The organism is Kribbella sp. NPDC051952, assembly GCF_040680855.1.
Classification (GTDB): Bacteria; Actinomycetota; Actinomycetes; order Propionibacteriales; family Kribbellaceae; genus Kribbella.
Window position 1 is genome coordinate 34,369 of record NZ_JBFAXQ010000027.1, and the last position, 21,092, is coordinate 55,460.

The window sequence follows — 21,092 nt, forward strand, 5'->3', positions numbered from 1 at the left end:
ACGCGAGAAAGTTTTTCTGGCCGCACCATTGACATCCCCTCGGGCAGGCCTCAGGGTTCAGATATCCTATCCGATTTTGCCCCTGTAGAGGTCACCCGCTCATGACCAGACTCCTTCGAAACAAGGCGATCCGAGGGCCGCTCATCGGGCTGGCCCTCGCCGCTCTCATCCCGGCCGGCCTGACCGCCGCGTCCGCCGCCGGTGCGGCTCCGACGCAGACCGTCACCGCGACCAAGCCCGCTGTGGCCACGGCACCCGCCGTGGCCACAGCGCCGACCGTCGACTATCCGCCGGCCGGCGCGGTGGCTGCCAAGCCCTACATGGGCTGGAGCAGCTACAGCATGCAGGTGTACAACCCGAACGGCGGCAGCTGGATCACCGAGGCGCAGATCACCGCGCAGTCGGACGCGATGCACAAGAAGCTGCAGCCGTACGGGTACGACCGGATCAACATCGACGCGGGCTGGAACGGCGGCATCGACGGCTACGGCCGTCCGGTCCCGAGTGCGACGCTGTACCCGCATGGGTTCCAGGCGCTGATCAACCACGTCCACGCAAACGGCCAGAAGATCGGGATCTACGGCATCCCCGGGATCTCGCAGGCGCTGCTGGACGCCAACCTGCCGGTGTACGGCGCTCCCGGCTGCACGACCGGTGATCTCGCCGTCCGGCCGCTGCAGAAGGGCGACTACTGGGGCTTCGGCTACCGGATCGACTTCACCAAGCCGTGTGCACAGAAGTACATCGACTCGATCGCCGATCTGTACGCCTCCTGGGGCGTCAACTTCCTGAAGTTCGACAGCGTGACGCCCGGCTCGGGCGTGAACGACCTCTCGATGGACGCTCGCGACGAGGTCAAGGCCTGGTCGACGGCGCTCGCCCGGCACAAGATCTGGCTCGAGCTGTCCTGGGCCGTCGACATCGGCCAGGCGGACTACTGGAAGCAGTACGCGAACGGATGGCGGGTCGACTGGGACGTCGAGTGCTACTGCACTGGCGAGGCACTCACCGCCTGGCCGAACATCGCCCGCCTGTTCCCGCGCGTTGCCGACTGGTGGCGCCACGCCGGACCCGGTGGCTGGAACGACCTCGACTCGCTGGACGTCGGCAACGGCACCATGGACGGGCTGACCAAGGACGAACGTCGTACGGCGGCAACCCTGTGGGCAGTGTCCGCGGCTCCGTTCTACATCGGCAACGACATGACCAACCTCGACGCGTACGGCATCGAGCTGCTCACCAACCGCGAGGTGCTAGCGGTCAACCAGGCCGGACGGCCGGCCCAACCGGTGTCCACCAAGACCAACCGGCAGGTCTGGTACTCGCTCAACGCGGACGGCTCGTACACCGTCGCCGTGTTCAACCTCGGCACCACCGAGGCCAACATGACGATCAACTGGTCCGACCTCGGTCTGTCGGGTGCGGCGAAGGTGCGCGACCTGTGGGCGAAGAAGGACCTGGGCCAGTTCGGATCCAGCTACACGGCGGCCGTCGTACCGCCGCACGGGACCCGGCTGTTCACGATCACTCCGCAGAAGAACTCCAAGATCAGCGTGAACGACGACGACCTGCGGGTTTCGTACGACGGCAACTGGCAGCGCAACGCGAACTTCGAGGTCCCGGCGGTGTCGGAGCCGCTGACCGTCACGGTGACGGACTCCTCGACGCCGGCAGCCGGTAAGCAGTCCGGTCTGAAGCCGCAGCTGAAGCCCGAACTGAAGCAGCAGTCGCAGATCGAGAAGTCGACGCTGTCCGGCGGCGTACGCACGACGTCGGTGAACAACGACAACGCGCAGATCACGTACTCGGGTTCGTGGAGCCGGAGCACGGGGCGTGGACTCGGGGACTACCTGGACGACGTCCAGTACACCGAGGCCAACGGCGACGCGTTCAGCTACACGTTCGTCGGCACCGGCGTCGACTATGTGACGGAGAAGGATCCGTCGCAGGGTGAGGTCGAGATCTACGTCGACGGACAGTTGAAGGCGACCGTGGACACGCACGCCGATTCCCGGTCGGCCCAGCAGGTCGTCTACAGCATCTCGGACCTGCCGAACGGCACCCACACGATCCGCGGGGTGAAGAAGTCCGGGCAGTTCATGCTGATCGACAAGCTGGACATCAGGCAGGAGAGCCTGCTTGATCCCGGCACCGCGTCGTTCGACAAGAAGAACCAGGCCGACATCAGTACGACGCTCGGACGGGACCCCGGTGAACTGGCCGGGATCGCGAACGCAGGCAAGGACCTGGTCAAGGGGACCGACTACACCGTGGCCGGCAACGTCGTGACGATCAAGAAGGCGTACCTCGCGGCCCAGCCGGTCGGAAGCACTGTGCTCGACTTCCGGTTCCGTGGGGACTACCACGACGACGTGCACTATGCGACCGCCAACGGTGCGGGGATCACCTTCGCCTTCAGCGGTACGGGCGTCGACTGGATCACCGCACTCGGTCCGGACCAGGGCGAGGCCGATGTCTACCTCGACGGCAAACTGGTCCGCCGGGTGAGTCTCGCCAACGCCACCCGCATCACCGCACAGCCGGCCTTCAGCCAGACCGGTTTGAAGGACGGGAACCACACCCTCCGCATCGTCAAGGTCTCCGGCGATGCTCTACGCAACGACGTCATCCGCTACACAACGGGTAAGTAGCCGGACCGCCTCGCGGGCTGGGCCGGGATCTCTCAGCCCGCGAGGCTCTCGCTGGTGCTTTCCCGGTCCTGAGGCGGCATGGTGGGTGCTGGCACCGAGTCGTCAGGAGGGGAAAGCATGAGCGCATCGGAGTTGGCCGGGCAGACGGTCGTCGTGATCGGCGGCAGTCTGGGGATCGGCCTCGAAACCGCACGGCTCGCCCGGGCGGAAGGCGCGTCGGTGATCATCACCGCCCGGAACCGGGAGCGGCTGGAGCTGGTCGGCAAGGAACTGGGCGCCGATACCGCCGCCTTCGACGCGACGGATTTCGACCGGCTCGAGGAGTTCTTCAACGACCTGCCGACGCCGATCGACCACATCCTGGCCACCGGGCCTGGTCCTTATTACGCGCCGCTGGAGGACTTCGACTTCGACAAGGCGCGCGATGACATCGAGTCGCACGTCTTCCTGCCTCTGCAGATCGGCCGGTTCTCGATCGGCAAGGTCCGCGCGGGCGGGTCGCTGACGTTCATGGGCGGTACGGGCGGCCGGCGGGCGGGACGCGGCCTCACGCTGATCGGCGCGCTCACCGCGGCCGGCCCGGCGATCACCCGGAACCTCGCCGTCGAACTCGCGCCGATCCGGGTCAACCTCATCGCCGCCGGCTTCGTCGACACGCCTCTGTCGGCCACCCTGCTCGGCGACCAACTCGAGGCCCGTCGCGAACAACTCCGCAGCACCCTTCCCACCGGCCGCGTCGTGGGCCCCACCGACGTTGCCCAGCTGGCCCTCCAACTGATGACCAACCAAGCCCTGACCGGCGCCACCTTCGACATAGACGCCGGCCAACAACTCACCTGACCGGGGATGGAGTTACTCGCCGAAGAGGTCGTCCGAGCCTGGTTCGGTTTTGCGGCGGAAGTAGACGGGGTCGGGGAAGGATGTGGGGACCTTGCCCAGGCCCTGGATGACCGTGGCGGCGCCGTTGGCGTGGCCGACGGCGTACAGGTAGCCGGACTGGGTTTCCTTGTCGATGCCGAGGAGCAGCGTGCTCTGGGTGCCGCACTTCTGGGCGAGGAGCCAGTCGAAGGTCTGCCAGGTCGAGGTGCGGACCTGCTTGACGATCGGTTTCATCGGCGAGCTGGTCGGGATGCGGATCGTGTACAGCGCACCGCCGCGGGTGTTCGCGAGGAACGTGTCGTAGGTGAAGGTGCGACTGATCAACGCCATCGTCTCCACGGCCGAGAATCCGGGGTAGGACTCCTTGCCGGTCCACCAGCTGCCGCCCTTGGCCTTCCACCGGTAGAGGACGCCGTCGCCGCTCAGTCCGTACTGGTTGGCGCGGAAGTTCGGCCCGGTGCCGGACGGCGGGTTGTAGTACGACGTGTCGACCACCTTGAAGCCGCCCCAGCCGCCGCCGACCTTGGTCACCTGGAGATTGAGGACGTTGTCGTTGGCATCGATCTGGTAGTTGCTGCCGTACAGCGAGGAACCCATCACGACCCAGCCGCCGACGGAGCCGTAGGCACCGGAGTCGGCCAGGAGTTCGATCGACGTACTGATACTGACCTGACCGGCCGGATAGATGTCCGGGTACGTCGGCCCTGGGGTTACGGTCAGCGGCGAGCCGGTGGTGATCCGCATACCCCGGTTGTCCCCGCCGCTCGTCACGGAGCCTGGCTGCATCGCGCACACCGCCGCAGCGGCGCTCCTGTCCGCCTTGGCCGCTTCAGCTGTGACCGGCAGTACCCCCGCGGTCAGAACCGCCGCACCCACCACTGCCGACGCGCGCCGCGCGATCCTGCGCTTCCGGGCCATGCCGTCACCTCTCATCGACCTGACCGCATCCCAGAGCGAGCGCACCGACGCCCCTGCGGATCACTTCTGCTGATCACGATGCCGGCAACCTGCCGAAAGTTGCGGCTATTTCAGCTGGTCGCGGCGGCGGGTCAGGTTGGCTACCTCGGCGGTGTTGCCGGCCAGCTCGATCGCCTTGTCGTACGCCGCTCGTGACTCCTGGCTGCGGCAGAGCCGGCGGAGCATTTCGGCGCGGGTCACGTGGTACGCGTGGTATCCGGACAGGCTGTCCTCGAGCCGGTCGACGGCCGCCAGCGCCACCTCCGGACCGTCGAGTTCGGCGGTTGCGATGGCCCGGTTGAGCACGACGATCGGTGAGGGATCGATGCGAACGAGCTGGTCGTAGAGGGCAACGATCTGCGACCAGTCGGTCGTGCGGGCATCCCGCGCGGAGGTGTGTACGGCGTTGATCGCCGCGAGGATCTGGTACCGGCCCGGAGCGATCCCGGTGGCCAGGCGCTCGCGCACCAACTGATGGCCCTCGGCGATCAGTGCCACGTCCCAGGCGCTCCGGTCCTGCTCGTCGAGCGTGACCAGTTCGCCGCTGGCCGACACCCGCGCGGGCCGGCGGGCCTCGCTCATGAGCATCAGCGCCAGCAGCCCCGCGACCTCCCCGTCGGTGGGCAGGAGAGTCCGAATCAGCCGAGCGAGCCGGATCGCCTCCGCGGTCAGGTCGTGCCGGATCGGATCGCTGTCCGGCCCGGTCGCCAGATACCCCTCGTTGAAGACCAGGAAGATCACGGCGAGTACGCCGGACACCCGGGTCGGGAGATCCTCCTTCGCCGGCACGCGATAGGGGATCCGGGCAGCCTTGATCTTGGCCTTCGCCCGGGTGATCCGCTGCCCCATCGCGGTCTCCTGGACCAGGAAGGCGCTGGCGATCTCGGGCACGGTCAGGCCGCCGATCATCCGCAGTGTCAGTGCCACCCGGGTCTCCATCGCGAGAGCGGGGTGACAACAGGTGAAGATCAGCCGGAGCCGGTCGTCGTCGATCGCACCGAGAGGCTCGGGCGGGCCGTCGTACACCATCTGAGCCTCCTTCTGCTTGTCGTCGCGCTTGTTCTCGCGCCGGAGCCGGTCAATGGCCTTGTGGTTGGCGGTGGTGGTCAGCCAGGCGCCCGGGTTCGGGGGTACGCCGTCGGCCGGCCACCGCTCGACCGCGGTCGCGAACGCTTCCGCCGTCGAGTCCTCGGCGATGTCGAGATCGCCGAAACGTCTGGTCAGGGCGGCCACCACGCGCGCCCACTCCTCGTGGTGGACCCGGGTGATCGCCTCCTCGACGTCGCTCACTGGAACGGCCGCACCTCGATCTTGCGATCGCAGACCTTCGACGCCTCGGTGGCGAGCTTGAGCACGACATCCAGGTCGGAGGCTTCCCAGATCCAGACGCCGGCGAGGTACTCCTTCGACTCCACGAACGGCCCGTCGGTGACCACCGCCTTCTCGCCCCGGTTGTCGATCACAGTGGCCGCAGTGGTGTCTGCGAGCCCGCCCGCGAAGACCCAGTAGCCCTCGGCGATCAGCCGCTCGTTGAACTCGCTGATGGCGGGCAGCCTGTCCTCACTACCGGGATTGCTCTTGTCGTCGATCACGGAAACCAGGTACTGCATCTCATCTCCTGTGCTTCGGCGGCACCCCTCGTGGGCAGCCACTCACCTCAACTACGAACCCGTCTGCCCCGATCCGACACCGCCGCCCGGATTTGTTCAAGAACATTCTGACGCGGGATTGACGTGTCGCCGGGGTAGCGTGCGGGAGATGCGTACCGGGGACGTCGCCGTGCCGGATGGATTCAAGGGGTTCGAAGAGATCGAGGTGGAGACCGCGTCGACCACGATCCGTGGCCGGCGCGGTGGTGAGGGTCCGCCCTTGTTGCTGCTGCACGGGATTCCGCAGACCCACCTGATGTGGCACCGGGTAGCTCCTGCGCTCGCCGAGCGGTTCACGGTCGTCGCGACCGATCTGCGTGGGTTCGGTGCCAGTGGGAAGCCGGAGTCGGCACCGGACCATGCGCCGTACAGCATGCGGGCGTTGGCGCAGGATCAGGTCGAGGTGATGGCAGCCCTGGGGTACGAGCGCTTCTCGGTGGCCGGGCATGACCGGGGCGCTCGATGTGCGTATCGGATGGCTCTGGACCACCCGGACGCGGTGGGGAAGCTCGCCGTACTGGATGTGGTCCCGACGGCTGTCGCGTTCGACCTTGCGGACAAGCAGTTCGCGCTCGATTACTGGGTCTGGTCCTTCCTGGCCGCGCCTGAACCGGTTCCCGAGACGCTGATCGCCGGTGCGCCCGAGGCGTTCGTCGACTACATGCTCGACACCTGGTCGTCTGTGCCCGAAGCGTTTACGGCCGGTGTCAGAGCGGCGTACGTCGACCAGTTCCGCGATCGCGACACGGTTCATGCGATCTGCGAGGAGTATCGAGCGGCCGCGACCCTGGACCACGAGCACGATCTGGACGACATCAAGCACGGCCGGCGCATTGCCTGCCCGGTGCTCGCGCTGTGGGCGCGTGGCGGCGCGATCGACAGCTGGTACGACGCCGTCGACGTGTGGCGGCGCTGGGCCGTGGAGGTCTCCGGTGGATCCATCGCCACGGGCCACTTCATGGCCGAGGAGGCACCCGAAGAGACGGCCGCATCGCTCCTCGGCTTCCTGCGCTCCTGACGCAGTAGCGTGACGGTGTGTTGGAGATCGAGCTGCTGGGACCTATGCGGTTGGCCGTTGACGGCCACGCACGGGAGCTTCCCGGCGGCCGGCTGCGCACGTTGCTGGCTGTTCTGGCGACGGCCGCGGGTCAGAAGGTCTCGGTCGACCAGCTTGCGACGGCGATCTGGGACGGCCGGCAGCCCGCCGACAGCCGGAAGACGATCCAGCTCTACGTAGCGCGGCTGCGCGCGGAGCTCGGTTCCGATGTCATCGAGACCAACCGCGCCGCGTATGCGCTGCAGGCGCTGCCCGAACAGGTCGACGTATTGCGATTCGTGCGTCTGCTGGACGATTCCGCGTCGGAGCCGGCCGTGGCCGACGAGCGGAGGCTGCTCGTCGAGGCGCTGGCGCTCTGGCGTGGCATGCCGTTCGAGGATCTGCGTTCGCGCTGGCTGGAGACGGCCCGCGCACCACAGCTGCTGGAACGCTATCTGTCGGCGCTGGAGCGCCGGATCGAGATCGACATCGCTACCGGCCGGGCCCGAGACCTGGTTGTCGAACTCGCCGAGCTGACGGAGCGGTACCCGTTGCGGGAATCGCTCTGGGTGAGGCGTCTCGTCGTACTGGAACGGAGTGGGCGGCCGGCTGAGGCGCTCGCGCAGTACGAGGTCATCCGGCTGTTGCTGGCCGACGAACTGGGCACCGATCCGGGACCGGAGCTGCAGCGCGTGCACGCCGATCTGCTGGCGGCTCGACCGCCGGCCGAGGAGTGGCGTGAGACGCAGGCCGTCTCGAAGCCGCAGCAGCTTCCGCTGGATACGCCTGGATTCATCGGGCGTTGGCCGGAGTCGCACTGGCTCGAAGAGTGCCTGGCGGACGGCCGGGCACGTCGGTCGGTCGCGATCTGCTCGATCGTCGGTGCGGCCGGGATCGGGAAGTCGGCGCTCGCCCTCCAGATGGCGCATCGGCAGGCGCATCACTACGCGGACGGGCAGCTGTACGTCGATCTCCAGGGGTCGACTGCTGGTGCGAACCCGATCGCTCCGATCGAGGTCCTCAGCCGCTTTCTGCGCGCACTCGGGGCGGAGCCGAGTGCGATCCCACTGGATCTGGACGAGGCGACCGCGGGGTTCCGCTCGGTGTCTGCGGACAAGCAGCTCCTGGTGGTCCTCGACAACGCGGCCGACGCGGCGCAGGTCCGTCCGCTGCTGCCCAGCGGAGTCGCGTGCGCGGTCCTGATCACTAGCCGGTCGGTGCTGTCCCGCATCGATGGTGCCCGGCACCGGCGTCTCGGCGTACTCGAAGGTCCGGAGGCTGCCGATCTGCTCGCCCAGATGATCGGGAAGGACCGGGTCGAGGCCGAGCCGGAGGCCACCGCAGCGGTGATTCGGTACTGCGGAGCGCTACCGCTGGCGGTGCGGATCGTCGGGGCACGACTCGCGGCCCGTCCGGCTTGGCCCATGCAAGCGATGGCGGACCGACTGGCTGATGCTCAGCGCCGACTGGATGAGTTGGAGATCGCCGACGCGGGCGCGCGTGCGAGTTTCGCTGTGTCGGCCGAGCAGGCCCGGAACAGCCCTGATCCACTGGATCGTTCCGCCGCGGAAGCGTTCGAGTTGCTGGGTGCGGTGGACATCATGGATCTGAGCCCATCGGTAGTTGCGCCGCTGCTCGACTGCTCCGAGACCGTGGCGGATCGGTTGCTCGAGCGGTTGGTCGACATCCAGCTGATCGAGGCGCCGGTGCCCGGGCGGTATCGGCTGCATGACTTGTTGCGCTTGTACGCACGTGAGCTCGCGGAGCGCCAGGACGAGCAGACCCGGACCGCGGCGCTCACTCGCGTGCTCGGGTTCTACCTGGCGACTGTCCGCCGTACGCTGCAGCTGCTTCGGCCCGGGGATTACCGCCTGACCCGGGTCGCACCTGAGTGGCACGCAGGTGGTCTGGACTTCGCCGATGATCAAGCGGCCGTGACCTGGCTCGAGTCCGAGCGGGCGAACCTGGCCGCGATCGTTCGGCAAGGCGCTGCGGCCGCAGGTCGGCAGGCGGTGCAACTGACGCACGTGCTGTTCGGGTTCTTCGAGCTTCGTGGCCACTGGGCTGACTGGGCCGAGCTGAACCAGTTGGCGTTCGAGGTGGCTTGCCGTGATGGCGACCGGCTCGGGCAGGCCCAGATCCACAACGATCTCGGCGTCCGCGACTGGCGGTTGGGGGAGTACGAGCGGGCTCTCGACCACCTCCGCGAGAGTCTGGTCATCCGCCGCGAGCTCGGCGACCTGCCTGGTCAGGTCGCGAGCCTCGTGAATCAAGGTCTGGTCTACCAATGGCAGGGCCAGTACGACGAAGCCCGCGTCAGCCAGGAGGAGGCGGTCGCGATCTCCCGTGAGATCGGCGATCCGCGTGGCGTGGCCGGTGGGTTGGCCAACCTCGGCAACGTCTATCAGCGAATGGGCCGGCATGAGGAGGCCCTTGGCTGTTTCCGGGAGAGCCTGGCGATCAATCGCCGGCAGCAGGACCGCAAAGGCGAGGCGATCACCTTGAACAACCTTGGTGCGTTGTACGAGCGTCAGGGCCGGTTCGACGACGCTCTCTCCAGCCAGTCGGAGAGCCTGGCGATCTACCGGGAGATCGGCGATCGCGATGGTGAGGCGTTCTGCCTGAACGACATCGGCACCGTCCACCGTCGGGAGGGACGCAACGAGGAAGCCTTGCAGGTTCTCCACCGGAGTCTGCAGATCCGCCAGCAGATCGGTGACACCCACGGCCAGGCCGAGGTCCTGCGCGAGCTGGGTATGACCGCTCACCAGATCGGCCGGACCGGACAGGCGCGAGTACATCTGCTCGAGGCCCTCAGCATCTTCGACCGGCTGCGGACCGCCGATGCGAGTGAGGTCCGAGCTCTGCTGGCGAAGCTCGAAGCCGGATCGACAACGGATTGACGTACGCCGTCGCTAGCGTCGCCGGAAATGGCGCGCCAACGAAGGAGCGGTGTCCGGATGAGGAAGATCAGCATGCTGGGCCTGGTGACGGCTGCTGCGCTCGTCGCGATACCCCTCGGCCCGACGGCCGAGGCGGTACCGGGACTGCGAGCAGCATCGAGCATCAGCTGGACGACCTGTGCGGACGCCGGGCTTCGCGACGCCGGCGCCGAATGTGCGATGTTGCCGGTGCCACTCGACTACGCCAACCCGAACGGCGCGAAGATCAAGCTCGCGTTGTCGCGGGTCAAGCACACGGTCCCGGATGCCCAGGCCCAGGGCGTGATGCTCGTCAACGCCGGCGGACCGGGCGTGCCCGGTGTCGGCCTTTCGCCGTTGGGGCAGGCGGTCCCCGATGGTTCCGGCGGGTACTACGACTGGATCGGATTCGACCCGCGCGGCGTGGGTCAGTCCCAGCCGTCGTTGTCCTGCGACCCGAACTACTTCAGCTTCAACCGGCCGACGTACCTTCCGGTGCTGCCGTCGACACGCAAGCAATGGCTCGCCCGCTCGAAGGGGTACGCCGACGCCTGCAAGGCCAACGGCCCGATCCTCTCGCACATCACCACGGTCGACAGCGCCAAGGACATGGACGCGATCCGGACCGCGCTCGGAGTGGATCAGCTCAACTACTACGGCTTCTCGTACGGCACCTACCTCGGCCAGGTCTACAGCACCCTGTTCCCGCACCGCGTACGCCGAATGGTCCTCGACAGCAACGTGGATCCACGCAACGTCTGGTACCGCGCGAACCTGAACCAGGACGTCGCGTTCGACCGGAACATCAAGATCTGGTTCGGCTGGCTGGCCGACCACGACGACGTGTTCCGGTTGGGCCGGACCGAGGCCGCGGTGGAGAGACTCTTCTACCGCACCGAGGCCCAGCTGACCTTGCATCCGGCCGACGGGAAGATCGGCGGGGACGAGTGGGTGGACATCTTCCTGCTCGCCGCCTACTTCCAGTTCACCTGGGTCGATCTGGGGCAGGCCTTCGCCGGCTACATCCACGGCGGCGACGTGGCGAACCTGGAGGCGAAGTTCCTGGCCGCCGATGGACTCGGCAACGACAACTTCTACGCGGTGTACAACGCGGTCCAGTGCACCGATGTCCAATGGCCGCAGCAGTGGTCGACGTGGGAGCGCGACAACTGGGCCACGTTTGCGAAGGCGCCGTACGAGACCTGGGCGAACGCCTGGTACAACGCGCCCTGCATCAACTGGCCGGCGCCGGCGCACAAGCCCGTGCAGGTCGACGGTCGCAAGGTGCCCGGCGTACTGCTGATCGATCAGACCCTCGATGCGCCGACGCCGTTCGAGGGCAGCCTGGAGGTCCGCTCGCGCTACCCGAAGTCGAGTCTGATCGCGCTGCCTGGTGGCACCACGCATGCCAGCTCGCTCTCCGGTATCGCCTGTGTCGACAACCAGGTGGCGTCGTACCTTGCCCGCGGCACGCTGCCACCACGTAAGCCGGGCAACCGGGCCGACACCACCTGCGCCCCCGCGCCGTTGCCAGATCCTCAGCTGATCCAGTCGGGAGTGCCGCGGTCCGTGCTCTCACCAGGGACGGCGACGGTGGCGGTGCCGTAGCCCACGACCAACGCGGTGAAGGCCGCAGTAGCGGTGACCCGGCGGGTGACACCGGCAGGAAAGACGATCGTTTCGCCTTCCACGATCGCCTGCTCGGTGTCACCCAGCTGGATCGTGGCCTTGCCCGCGAGCACGGTCCAGATCTGCTCGGAGTCGAAGACATGCAGCGGTCCGGCCGCCTCGGCCTTCATCTCCACCCGCCACAGGCTCAGCCCGGCGCTGCCCTGGGTGGGTGAGGCGTAGGTGGTCATCACGGCGTTGGGTGTTTCGGTCACGCGGTACACGGCGGATCCCCCTTGAGGAAACTCTGCTGAATCGTCAACTTGGTTGTCGAAAATAGTACACCAGGTTGTCGAGTTGATCGACCGTCGGTCATGATGCGGAGGGTGGACCGCTATGGATTCGAGTTGCCGCTGCTGCTGGCCGGCGCCTTCCGGCAGATGATCGACGAGCTGCACCGGCGGCTCGCCGGGGAAGGGCACCCGGATCTGCGTCCGACGTACGGGTTCACCCTGCAGGCGATCGGGCTGGACGGCGCGACGGTGTCGGAGGTCGGGCGCCGGCTCGGCGTCTCGAAGCAGGCCGCGACGAAGACCGTCGCGAAGCTGGCCGACCTCGGCTATGTGACGCGGGACCAGGATCCGGCGGACGCGCGCGCCGTCCAGGTCGCCATGACGCCTCACGGCCGGGACATGCTCCAGCGGTCGGCCAGGATCTTCGACGATCTCCGGGCCGACTGGATCCGGACCCTCGGCCGGGACCGCGTCACCGCTCTCGAAGACGATCTCGCCAAGGTCCTGCAGAGCTCGGGACCCGTCCCGCTGCACGACCTCCCGGGCTGGTTGCGTTAGATGGTTCCCACACCATCGATGGGAGCTGCAGTGACGGAACTTGCCGGACGGGTCGCGCTCGGACTGGCCGGGCTCGCGCTGACGCCTCGGGACCGGGCCACCGACCTCGCGACGATCCGGGCCGGCCTCGCCGCGGGTACGACGATCCTCGACACCGCCCGTGCGTACGCCCAGGTCGAAGCACCGCTGTACGGCGAAGAGCTGGCCGCGGAAGCCGCCAAGGGTACGGGCGTGATCGTCGGGACGAAGGGTGGTCACTCCCGGATCGACGAGACGACCTGGGACGCGGACATCAGCGCTGCGCGGATCCGGTCCGACGTGGAGTCGAGCCTGCGCGTACTGGGTGGGGAGGCTCTCGAGCTGTTCTACCTGCACCGAGTTGACCTGGCTGAGCAGCCGGTGGAGGAGGGCGTCGCTGCGCTGGCGTCGTTGCGCGACGAGGGCAAGGTGGTACGGGTCGGTCTGTCGAACGTCACCGTGGCCGAGCTTGACCGCGCAGCGGAGGTTGCCAGGGTTGACGCCGTCCAGAATCGGCACACCGCCATTGGGCGTGAGTCGGCGGATGTGCTTGCGTGGTGCGAGGCCAACGGTGTCGCGTTCTTCGCTTACTCCCCGCTGCGTTCCTCGGTTGCGGCGCCGCGGCTCGAAGCGTTGGCCGCGACGCGCGGGGTTTCGCTGCAGCGGCTGCAGCTTCGCGCCTTGCTGGAATCGTCTCCCGCGTTGTCCGTCGTCTCGGGTGCAACCCGTCCCGAGACCGTGCTCGACTCGCTGGCCGCCGAGTCCGAGCCGTGGGACGAAGAGCTGCAGACCGCCTACGAGGTGGACCTGGCCGGATAACGTCGGAAGCCACCGGCGCCTGGACGCCGGTGATTCCGAGCCCCGAGGAGCCTCGTAGTGGATTCGATCAGCCGGGCCACTGTCCCTGCCGCCGTCACGTCGAAGCAGCCGGGAGGGATTCCGAAGACGACCCGCTACGCGATTGTCGGCAACGGCTGGCGTGCGTCGGTGTTCCTGCGGATGGCGTACCTGATGCCGGAGCGGTTCGAGGTGGTCGGCGTGGTGACGCGGCGGGCCGAGGCAGGGGCGGAGCTCGAGCGGGATTGGGGCGTATCGACGTACCGGACGCTCGATGACTTGCTGGTCGCTGAGCGACCGGACTTCGTCGTCCTGAGTGTGCCTTGGCCTGTGACGCCGGAGCTGACCCGGCAGTTGGTGTCGGCCGGCATTCCGACGCTGGCCGAGACGCCGCCGGCGCCGGATCTGGAAGGGCTGCGGTCGCTGTGGCAGGACGTCGGGGAGAGCGGGCTCGTGCAGGTGGCCGAGCAATACGCTCTGATGCCGTTGCATGCGGCCCGGCTTGAGGTCGTCCGCGCGGGACTGATCGGGCGGCCGAGCTCGGTCCACGTCAGTTCGACGCATCTGTACCACGTCGTGTCGATGATCAGGCTGTTCCTCGGCGTCACGTTCGAGCCCGCGACCGTGCTGTCGCAGACGTTCCAGAGCAAGCTGGTGGACCCGATCACCCCGACCGGGTGGACGCACGACACCGAGGCCAAACCGGCCGAGACGATCTTGTCGACCATCGACTTCGGCGAAGCAGGCATGGGGATTTACGACTTCACCGACAACCAGTGGTGGAATCCGCTGCGCCCCGATCACCTGACAGTGCGTGGATCCGAGGGCGAGATCCACGACGAGCAGGTCGTCCGGATGCTCGACCCCATCACGCCTGCGGTGTCACGCATCGAACGCGCGAGCACGGGCATCGGAATGAACTACGAGGGCCTCGATCTCACCCACCTGACGCTCGACGGCCGGGTTGTGTTCCGGAACCCGTATGAGGGTGCCCGTCTCGGCGACGACGACATCGCTGTCGCGACTTTGCTGGACCGGATGGGGACGTGGATCCAGGACGACGGACCACCGCCTTACCCGCTGGCCGATGCTTGCCAGGACCATCTCATCGGCATGGCCATCAAGGAGTCGTCGGAGACCGGTCAGCCGGTGACCACTAGCCAGGAGCCTTGGGCGTCAGACGTCTAGGGCGGTCAGTCGCTGGAGCTCGAGGTCTCGGCGCTTCTTCGTGGCTGCGGCATGGCGGGTGGCTCGGTTGAGGGCTTGTTGCAGACGCGGGGTCTGCTTCCGTGCAGTGCGCAGGGTCTGCCGGGTCTCTTCGACCTGCTCGTTGAGCCGGGCGAGATCGGCTTCAAGATCCTCGACACGGTGTTCGTGGGCGTCGAGCAGTTGCTCGGCCGTCGTTCGCTGGGCCTCGGCTTCGGTGTAGTCGTCCTCGGCCTGGCCGGCTCGCTTCTGCTGGGCGTTGTCCCTAGACGGTGTGACCTTGTGCCTCGGTTGAGTACGTCGTACGACGCGAGGCTGGACGGGCGCGAGTTTGGCCGGGTCACCGTTCTCATCCACTACGCCGAACCCGACGTGGCGAAGGGCGCTGGTCAGTTGACCGGTCCGCAGGAGCTGGATGGCGCCGGGGTCGACCAGGGCGGCGTCGAGCGTCTCGGCCAGCCGGTCCACGGTCTGCGCACTGACCCGACGGCCACTGGTGGCTTGGCTTCTCGCGATCATCACCAGGTTGTCGACCAGGTCGTGCCGTTGTCGCGTCAGCTCCCGCCGCCGCGCACTGTCGGCCGACAGGTACGACTCACGCAACTGCTCACCCAACTCCGTCAGCGTCTGAATCCCCTCGGGATCAGCCCGGACGAGCTGATTCGCCAACCAAGCCGCAACCGTAGGCTTCCGCAGCCCCAGGACCGCGGCCGCACTCCGCTCGTCGCCCTGACCGCGCAACACCTCCACGAGCCGATTCCGTGCAGCGATGAACCGCTCGGGCTCCAGCCCGTACAGCTCAACCACCGCGCGATCCAGCTCCATCTATCTACGATGCGCCGCCAACCACCCAACGGCAACGCGAGTCGTGTCAGGAGGTGTGGCGCGACAGATGAGACGAGGCCGGATCCGGCGCGCGGACGTTGCGATACTGGCTGCCGACCCAAGGAGCGAACGATGACCGAGCTGCAAGTGATCGCACGTCACACGATGACTGCTGGGAAGGAGGACGAGGTACTCGCGGCGCTGGCGAAGTTGATCGATGCTGCTCGGGATGAGCCTGGTTGTCTTGGGTTTGTGGCGTATCGGCAGTTTGATGAGCCGCGGTCTTATGTGCTGCTCGAGCGGTATGTGTCTCGGGAGGCGTTTGCTGAGCATCGGGAGACTGCGCATTTCAAGGAGTTGCTGCTGGGAGTGATCGTGCCGCGGCTGGACAGCCGGACCATCGACACGTTCGACGTTCCCGAGCAGGGCTAGGCCGTCGAGGCACCCATCTGGGCGGAGAGTGGCGACGAATGACAGCCGTTGTGTTGTTCCGTCCAGAGTCGGGGTGCCTTGATGCTCACGTTGGCCTTCATCGGATTGGTGGGTGGGCTGATCACCGGAGTGTCTCCGTGTGTTCTGCCGATGCTGCCGATCATCTTCTTCGCCGGCACCGCCGGTAAGACCACCGCACCTGCCGCCGCCGCGAAGGTTGCGGGGCGGTCGGAGGGCGACGTCCTGGTCGCCGAGGTCGAGCCCGCCAAACCGGCCCGGGACTTTCGTCCGCTGAAGATCATCGGCGGGATCGTCGTGAGCTTCAGCCTGTTCACGCTGACCGGCTCGGTCATCCTGTCCGCGCTCGGACTCCCGGACGACTTCCTGCGCTGGGGCGGTCTGACCGTCCTGACGCTGGTCGGCCTCGGGCTGATCTTCCCGGCGCTGGGTCACTGGATCGAGAAGCCGTTCTACCGGCTGCCGAAGATCAATCGGAACAACAACGGCGCCTTCGTCCTCGGTCTCGGGCTGGGCACGCTCTACGTGCCGTGCGCGGGTCCGGTGCTGGCGGCGATCACCGTTGCCGGTGCCACCGGCAACATCGGCTGGCGGACCGTCGTACTCACGGTGTCGTTCGCGATCGGGGCGGCGCTTCCGCTGCTCATCTTCGCCTCGGCCGGTTCGCGCATCTCGCAACGGGTGAAGGCCTATCGCGACCACGCCCGGGGCTTCCGGATCGGTGGCGGCGTCGTCATGATCCTGCTGGCGATCGCGCTCGCGTTCAACATCACCGACGTCATCCAGCGGTCGCTGCCCAGTTACACCAGCGGCCTGGAGAAGAAGGTCGCCGAGAACAAGACCGTCCAGGGCGCTCTCGCCCCGGCGATCGGTGGTGCGAGCACCGAGCTGGCCAACTGCACTCCGGGTGCCGCTGAGCTGGCGTCCTGTGGTGCGGCGCCGGAGTTCACCGGTACGCAGAAGTGGTTCAACACGCCTGGCGGGCAGCCGGCGAGTATCGCGGCCTCGAAGGGCAAGGTCGTCCTGGTCGACTTCTGGGCGTACTCCTGCATCAACTGCCAGCGCGCGACTCCGCACCTGCTCGCGTGGGACAAGGCCTACCGGTCCCTCGGGCTGGACATCGTCGGCATCCACTCGCCCGAATTCGCGTTCGAGAAGTCGGCCGCGAACCTTCAGTCCGCCGTACGGAACGAACGCATCGGCTACCCGGTCGGTCAGGACAACAACCTGGCGACGTGGACGGCCTACCGCAACCAGTACTGGCCGGCGAAGTACCTGATCGATGCCAAGGGCACCGTACGGGCGATCAACTTCGGCGAAGGCAACTACGCGCAGACCGAGGACCAGATCCGCCAGCTGCTCAAGGACGCGAACCCGTCGGTCCAACTACCCGCTGCCGTGGACGGATCCGTCAAGGCAGATGTCGGAGTCGCAGGTCGTACGCCGGAGACCTACCTGGCGTACTCGCGCTCCACGAACCTGAACGGGACCGGCAAGCTCACGCCGAACAAGAACGTTGCCTTCGGCCTCAACTCGTCCCAGCCCGACGACACCTACAGTCTCGGCGGCACGTGGAACGTCGGCACTCAGAACGTGACCTCGACCCAGGGATCCCAAGCACGGTTGAACTTCAACGCCTCGAAGGTCTACCACGTGCTGTCCGGCCAGGGCACCGTCACCGTCTCGATCCCCGGCGAGCCGGACAAGACCATCACGGTCAACGGTACGCCGAACGCCTATCAGCTGGTCGACAGATCCGCGGCCGAGCGCAAGACGATGACGCTCACGTACAGCCCGGGGATCTCCGCCTTCACGTTCAGCTTCGGGTGATGGCTGCTCCGGTGGGATCCCGGTTGTGGGATCACGTGGATCGGTTGGGTGCGGAGCACCCGCCGATCCCGTTGGACAGTGCCGACTACACGATGGTGCGGCCCGCAGTCCTGGCCGAGCGTTTCGGTCCGGTGCTGACGTACATGTCCCGGGTCGAGCTGGAGGTCGAGCGGAATGTGCTCGAGCTGAACCTCCTGCTCCCCGATCCGCCGCCCGTTGACCGGCACTTCTACGCGGATGTCTGGCTTCCGCAGGAGGTACATCACGGGCTGATCCTGGACAAGCTGCAGTCGTCGGCCGGGTTGCCGGCGGCAACTCCCAACCTGACCAGGATCGACTTCCGGCTGCGGCTGCTTGGGGCGCTCGGGCGATCCGGAGCGGTGCAGGACATCAGCCGGATGCTCTACTACCTCACCGGGGTGGCGACCGAGCAGTCCGCGATCCTGGCGTACAACAAGCTCTACCGCGGACTGATGGAGCTCGGTGAGCGGGCGGTCGCGTCGACCATCATCGCTCCGATCCGCCGGCAGGAACCCGGTCACTTCGCGTACTACAAGATCGCCGCGCAGGGGCTGTGGGACGAGCTGGCCGGGTGGCAGAAATGGCTGGCCAGGACGATTCGCCGGTTCTCGTTCGAGCCGGTCGGTGCGTACGACGAGACACAGCGCGGGGATTTCGGCGTGGTGATGGAGCGCCTGGGAATCATCGACGACGGGTTGGATCGGTACGCCGAGCAGATCGGTCGCGTCGAGGGTGAGCTGCTCTGGGCCCAGCGCGAGGGGCTGAAGGTTCCGGCGTACGTGGTCGATGCACTTCGTCACGCTGCCGACCTCGCCAGAACGCGCTGACGGCGTGCTGGAGCAGGTCGCTCCAGCACGCCGCTAGGGGTTCAGCAGGGCCAGGTTGCTTCGGTGACCTGGCCGCCGTGGACCTGGACGGTGAGCTGCACGGGTCCGTCGGGACGGACGTACAGCTCGTAGTTGCCTTGAGCCACTTCGTAGAAGAGCGCCGAGTGCAGGATCGTCCCGTCCGCAGCCGACCGCGGTACGACGGCAACGTGCGGCAACCCATGCCCGTGACCATGCCCGTGCCCATGCCCGTGATCATGATCATGCCCGTGGTCGACGACGGCTGGCGAGCCCGCCGGGCGGAGCTCGACCTCGTGGTCCTCGAGATCGGCCGGCATCTCGATCAGCAGGGCACCGATCTCGCCGCCGATGTCGAGGGGCACGGACGAACCCTTACCCGCATGCGGATTCTCGACCGCACTGTTGCCACTCATGATGCCGCCGGTGTCCCGGGCTGCGACTGGTAGCCGCCGGCCGGCGTACCGAGGTACGGGAACCAGTCGAGCAACGGCGAGTTCGTGTTCGACGTACCGTCCTTGATGGCCGAGGCCGCGCCATCGGGCGTGTACGACGGGTCGACCAACGGGATCGTGAGCCCCGCAACAGCCCGCAGTTCGACCGTGACGACGTCGTCGATGACCCGGCGCCCGTTCGGGAACCCGGCCGCATCCCCAGCCACCAGGCCGAGCGGATTCGGCGACTTCGCCGGCGGTACGGCGACGTTCAGCCGCAGCATGTCCGCCTGCACCGGCCCGGTGTAGTTCTGGAACCCAGGCACGACGCCCTTCGGGATGCCGGTCAGCAAGATCGCCGCCAGATCGGCCCGGGGCTTCTTGTACGCCGCCAGATTCGGGAACACCCCCGGATAGAGCACCGGAAGCAGCCCACCGAGCTCAGGCTTGGTCACGTACCCCGCGAACCGCTTGTCCTGCGACGGCGGCAGGCTGTTCCACTTGTCCTTCTCCGCCATCGGCACGATGACCTCGTTGAACAGCGGGTTCCCGAGCCGTGAGACCTGCTTGAACGGGCCGTGCCACACCGGGATGCCGAGTACGTCGTCGAGCATCCGGGACTGCTGCCGGCTCGCGGACGCGTAGACGCCGATCACGGACTTCGCGTCGAGCACGTTGGTGGGCCGGCGCCCGTCGCGCGTGAGGTCCGTGATCGGGACCTGGAGTGCGATCGTGTGCACGTTCGAACCCTGCAGGCCGTTGACTCCCATCGCCGCGGCGGAGGGGATCAGGTGCGCCATCTGGAACGGGCGCAGCGTGCCGAGATCGAAGATGCTGCCCAGGTCGGCGAAGAACGCGTCCGCCCGCTGACCGGCGAACACCTTCCGGTTGGTGCCGATGGAGTGGATCGCCTGCCGGGCCAGCTTGGTGTAGTTCGGCGTACTGCGGACTCCGACATTGACCGGGGGAGCCGCCAGGTTCCGGGCCAGGATGCGGGAGCGCCCGCGCTCGACCCGGGCCACCGAGTAGAACTGCGGCCGGTTCCAGTTCGGGTCCTTGATCGAGGCGATCGGGCCGGTGTTGTAGAGGAACGTCTTCTTGTTCCGGATCTCGGCGTGGAAGCGGAACTGGTAGCTGATGTCGGCCTGGCCGGTGCCGCCGTTGGAAATGTGGATCTGGTACAGCACGTCGTCGCCGAACTCGTAGAAGTTCGGGCCGCCGTACGGGTTCTGGAACGGGATGAAGTTGGCGATGATCGTGACCGTGTCCGGCTTGTCCGGGCTCACGAACGCGTATACGTCCGTGTTGTCGGCGACCGGGTCCTTGGAGATCTCGGGTGCTTCGCGGTGCGAGGACATCTGGGTCTTCCCCCTGCTCAGGCGGTCGTGGCGCCGGCGAGGCGCGCGGCGAGTTCGCGGTCGGTGACGAGGACTTCACGCTCGCCGACGAGAATCGCCAGCTGCCCCGTGCGCACGTCCTTGACGTGGACGACGAACGACTCCGCCCCGGCCAGGTCGGCCGCCTGGAGCTGCGTCGTACTGTCTGCGCTGCCGGCGTCCTGCTCGCCGAACAGCTTCGGCGCGGCCACCGCGCCGACCGCGGCCGCGGTACCCGCGCCCGCGAACACCAGGAAACCCCGGCGTGTTGCGTCACTCATGCTCTTCTCCTGACAACAGAAGTCGACCGGACCGGCCGGCTGACCGGTCCCAGCGGGCCGAACATGCGACCAAGTCGCACCTGTTGTGATCTCGATCACAACCCCCACCGCCAACCCTTCGGAGCCCCGCGCGGCCCGGATAGGCGGGCAGCGGGACCGGCCCGGTCAGGAGCCGGTCACGCCGAGTTCGACAAAGAGTTGGTGAAACGTTCTGGGCTTGTTGCCCGATACAACCATTGGGGAGGGAGTCCGGCATGTGTGAACGTTGTCAGCGGTTGCTGGCGTTGCTGCGGATGGTCGAGCGCCGGCCGGCGCCTTTCGGCGTGACCGGCGACGATGCCGCCTTGGACGCCTGGTTCGGCCGGCGGACCCCGTTGTTCAGGGTGCCGGACAAGCGGTGAGAGGTCCTAGTGCCCC

20 protein-coding genes are annotated in these 21,092 nt (G+C 67.3%); 12 read left to right on the plus strand and 8 right to left on the minus strand.

The features are described 5' to 3' along the window. The first annotated feature begins 101 nt into the window (after positions 1 to 101). On the plus strand, positions 102 to 2,651 hold the full coding sequence (locus AB0L70_RS34640; protein ID WP_363691028.1) for a X2-like carbohydrate binding domain-containing protein: 2,550 nt from the start codon (positions 102 to 104) through the stop codon (positions 2,649 to 2,651). Between the two features lie 117 nt (positions 2,652 to 2,768). Further along, positions 2,769 to 3,491 carry an SDR family oxidoreductase gene (locus tag AB0L70_RS34645; RefSeq protein ID WP_363691029.1) on the plus strand — a complete coding sequence of 241 codons (723 nt, stop codon included), beginning with the start codon at positions 2,769 to 2,771 and terminating at the stop codon, positions 3,489 to 3,491. Positions 3,492 to 3,503: 12 nt separating this feature from the next. On the opposite strand, the gene AB0L70_RS34650 is transcribed toward AB0L70_RS34645, so the two are convergent. The 3 genes from AB0L70_RS34650 to AB0L70_RS34660 all read right to left on the minus strand — a co-directional run bounded on the left by AB0L70_RS34650 (position 3,504) and on the right by AB0L70_RS34660 (position 6,097). Next, positions 3,504 to 4,448 (minus strand): hypothetical protein, encoded by a 945-nt coding sequence (locus AB0L70_RS34650; protein ID WP_363691030.1) that lies wholly within the window; start codon positions 4,446 to 4,448, stop codon positions 3,504 to 3,506. Between the two features lie 105 nt (positions 4,449 to 4,553). Next, positions 4,554 to 5,777, minus strand: a complete 1,224-nt coding sequence (locus AB0L70_RS34655) for an RNA polymerase sigma factor (RefSeq protein WP_363691031.1) — start codon at positions 5,775 to 5,777, stop codon at positions 4,554 to 4,556. Next, positions 5,774 to 6,097, minus strand: a complete 324-nt coding sequence (locus AB0L70_RS34660) for a YciI family protein (RefSeq protein ID WP_363691033.1) — start codon at positions 6,095 to 6,097, stop codon at positions 5,774 to 5,776. The genes AB0L70_RS34655 and AB0L70_RS34660 overlap by 4 nt, the downstream gene beginning before the upstream one ends. Positions 6,098 to 6,245: 148 nt before the next feature. Between AB0L70_RS34660 and AB0L70_RS34665 the strand changes: the two genes are divergently transcribed. The 3 genes from AB0L70_RS34665 to AB0L70_RS34675 are packed head-to-tail and all read left to right on the plus strand — an operon-like array spanning position 6,246 to position 11,701. After that, entirely contained in the window at positions 6,246 to 7,154 is a 909-nt protein-coding gene (locus tag AB0L70_RS34665) for an alpha/beta hydrolase (protein WP_363691034.1), read from the plus strand. Between the two features lie 17 nt (positions 7,155 to 7,171). Continuing rightward, a complete protein-coding gene (locus AB0L70_RS34670; protein WP_363691035.1) occupies positions 7,172 to 10,075 on the plus strand; it encodes a tetratricopeptide repeat protein in 2,904 nt (967 codons plus the stop codon). A gap of 57 nt (positions 10,076 to 10,132) precedes the next feature. Beyond that, complete coding sequence (locus tag AB0L70_RS34675; RefSeq protein ID WP_363691036.1) at positions 10,133 to 11,701, plus strand: alpha/beta fold hydrolase; 1,569 nt, start codon at positions 10,133 to 10,135, stop codon at positions 11,699 to 11,701. Here the strand turns inward: AB0L70_RS34675 and AB0L70_RS34680 are convergent. Then, positions 11,632 to 11,976 carry a cupin domain-containing protein gene (locus AB0L70_RS34680; RefSeq protein ID WP_363691037.1) on the minus strand — a complete coding sequence of 115 codons (345 nt, stop codon included), beginning with the start codon at positions 11,974 to 11,976 and terminating at the stop codon, positions 11,632 to 11,634. The genes AB0L70_RS34675 and AB0L70_RS34680 overlap by 70 nt on opposite strands. 111 nt (positions 11,977 to 12,087) lie before the next feature. Between AB0L70_RS34680 and AB0L70_RS34685 the strand changes: the two genes are divergently transcribed. The 3 genes from AB0L70_RS34685 to AB0L70_RS34695 are packed head-to-tail and all read left to right on the plus strand — an operon-like array spanning position 12,088 to position 14,595. Then, positions 12,088 to 12,552 carry a MarR family transcriptional regulator gene (locus AB0L70_RS34685; RefSeq protein ID WP_363691038.1) on the plus strand — a complete coding sequence of 155 codons (465 nt, stop codon included), beginning with the start codon at positions 12,088 to 12,090 and terminating at the stop codon, positions 12,550 to 12,552. Positions 12,553 to 12,582: 30 nt separating this feature from the next. Continuing rightward, the gene (locus tag AB0L70_RS34690) at positions 12,583 to 13,389 is read left to right on the plus strand and encodes an aldo/keto reductase (protein ID WP_363691039.1); all 807 of its coding nucleotides are present in this window, start codon (positions 12,583 to 12,585) and stop codon (positions 13,387 to 13,389) included. 57 nt (positions 13,390 to 13,446) lie between these two features. Beyond that, positions 13,447 to 14,595 (plus strand): Gfo/Idh/MocA family oxidoreductase, encoded by a 1,149-nt coding sequence (locus tag AB0L70_RS34695; RefSeq protein ID WP_363691040.1) that lies wholly within the window; start codon positions 13,447 to 13,449, stop codon positions 14,593 to 14,595. On the opposite strand, the gene AB0L70_RS34700 is transcribed toward AB0L70_RS34695, so the two are convergent. Continuing rightward, positions 14,584 to 15,438 carry a hypothetical protein gene (locus AB0L70_RS34700; protein WP_363691041.1) on the minus strand — a complete coding sequence of 285 codons (855 nt, stop codon included), beginning with the start codon at positions 15,436 to 15,438 and terminating at the stop codon, positions 14,584 to 14,586. The genes AB0L70_RS34695 and AB0L70_RS34700 overlap by 12 nt on opposite strands. 132 nt (positions 15,439 to 15,570) lie before the next feature. Here AB0L70_RS34700 and AB0L70_RS34705 point away from each other — a divergent pair, with 132 nt between their 5' ends. From AB0L70_RS34705 to AB0L70_RS34715, 3 genes are all read left to right on the plus strand, one after another. Further along, positions 15,571 to 15,870, plus strand: coding sequence for an antibiotic biosynthesis monooxygenase family protein (locus AB0L70_RS34705; RefSeq protein WP_363691042.1), 300 nt, complete (start codon positions 15,571 to 15,573; stop codon positions 15,868 to 15,870). Positions 15,871 to 15,951: 81 nt separating this feature from the next. Then, the gene (locus AB0L70_RS34710) at positions 15,952 to 17,718 is read left to right on the plus strand and encodes a cytochrome c biogenesis protein CcdA (protein WP_363691043.1); all 1,767 of its coding nucleotides are present in this window, start codon (positions 15,952 to 15,954) and stop codon (positions 17,716 to 17,718) included. Beyond that, positions 17,718 to 18,566 carry a GTP-binding protein LepA gene (locus AB0L70_RS34715; protein ID WP_363691044.1) on the plus strand — a complete coding sequence of 283 codons (849 nt, stop codon included), beginning with the start codon at positions 17,718 to 17,720 and terminating at the stop codon, positions 18,564 to 18,566. Before AB0L70_RS34710 ends, AB0L70_RS34715 begins: the two co-directional genes overlap by 1 nt. Positions 18,567 to 18,607: 41 nt before the next feature. Here the strand turns inward: AB0L70_RS34715 and AB0L70_RS34720 are convergent, their stop codons facing one another. From AB0L70_RS34720 to AB0L70_RS34730, 3 genes are read right to left on the minus strand one after another with little or no spacing between them, the layout of a single operon-like run. Beyond that, positions 18,608 to 19,000, minus strand: coding sequence for a hypothetical protein (locus tag AB0L70_RS34720; protein ID WP_363691045.1), 393 nt, complete (start codon positions 18,998 to 19,000; stop codon positions 18,608 to 18,610). Beyond that, on the minus strand, positions 18,997 to 20,376 hold the full coding sequence (locus tag AB0L70_RS34725; protein WP_363691046.1) for a DUF4331 domain-containing protein: 1,380 nt from the start codon (positions 20,374 to 20,376) through the stop codon (positions 18,997 to 18,999). Before AB0L70_RS34725 ends, AB0L70_RS34720 begins: the two co-directional genes overlap by 4 nt. A 17-nt stretch (positions 20,377 to 20,393) precedes the next feature. Beyond that, positions 20,394 to 20,675 (minus strand): twin-arginine translocation signal domain-containing protein, encoded by a 282-nt coding sequence (locus AB0L70_RS34730; protein ID WP_363691047.1) that lies wholly within the window; start codon positions 20,673 to 20,675, stop codon positions 20,394 to 20,396. A gap of 254 nt (positions 20,676 to 20,929) precedes the next feature. On the opposite strand from AB0L70_RS34730, the gene AB0L70_RS34735 reads away from it, so the two are divergent. Beyond that, complete coding sequence (locus tag AB0L70_RS34735; RefSeq protein WP_363691048.1) at positions 20,930 to 21,076, plus strand: hypothetical protein; 147 nt, start codon at positions 20,930 to 20,932, stop codon at positions 21,074 to 21,076. Positions 21,077 to 21,092: the final 16 nt, after the last annotated feature.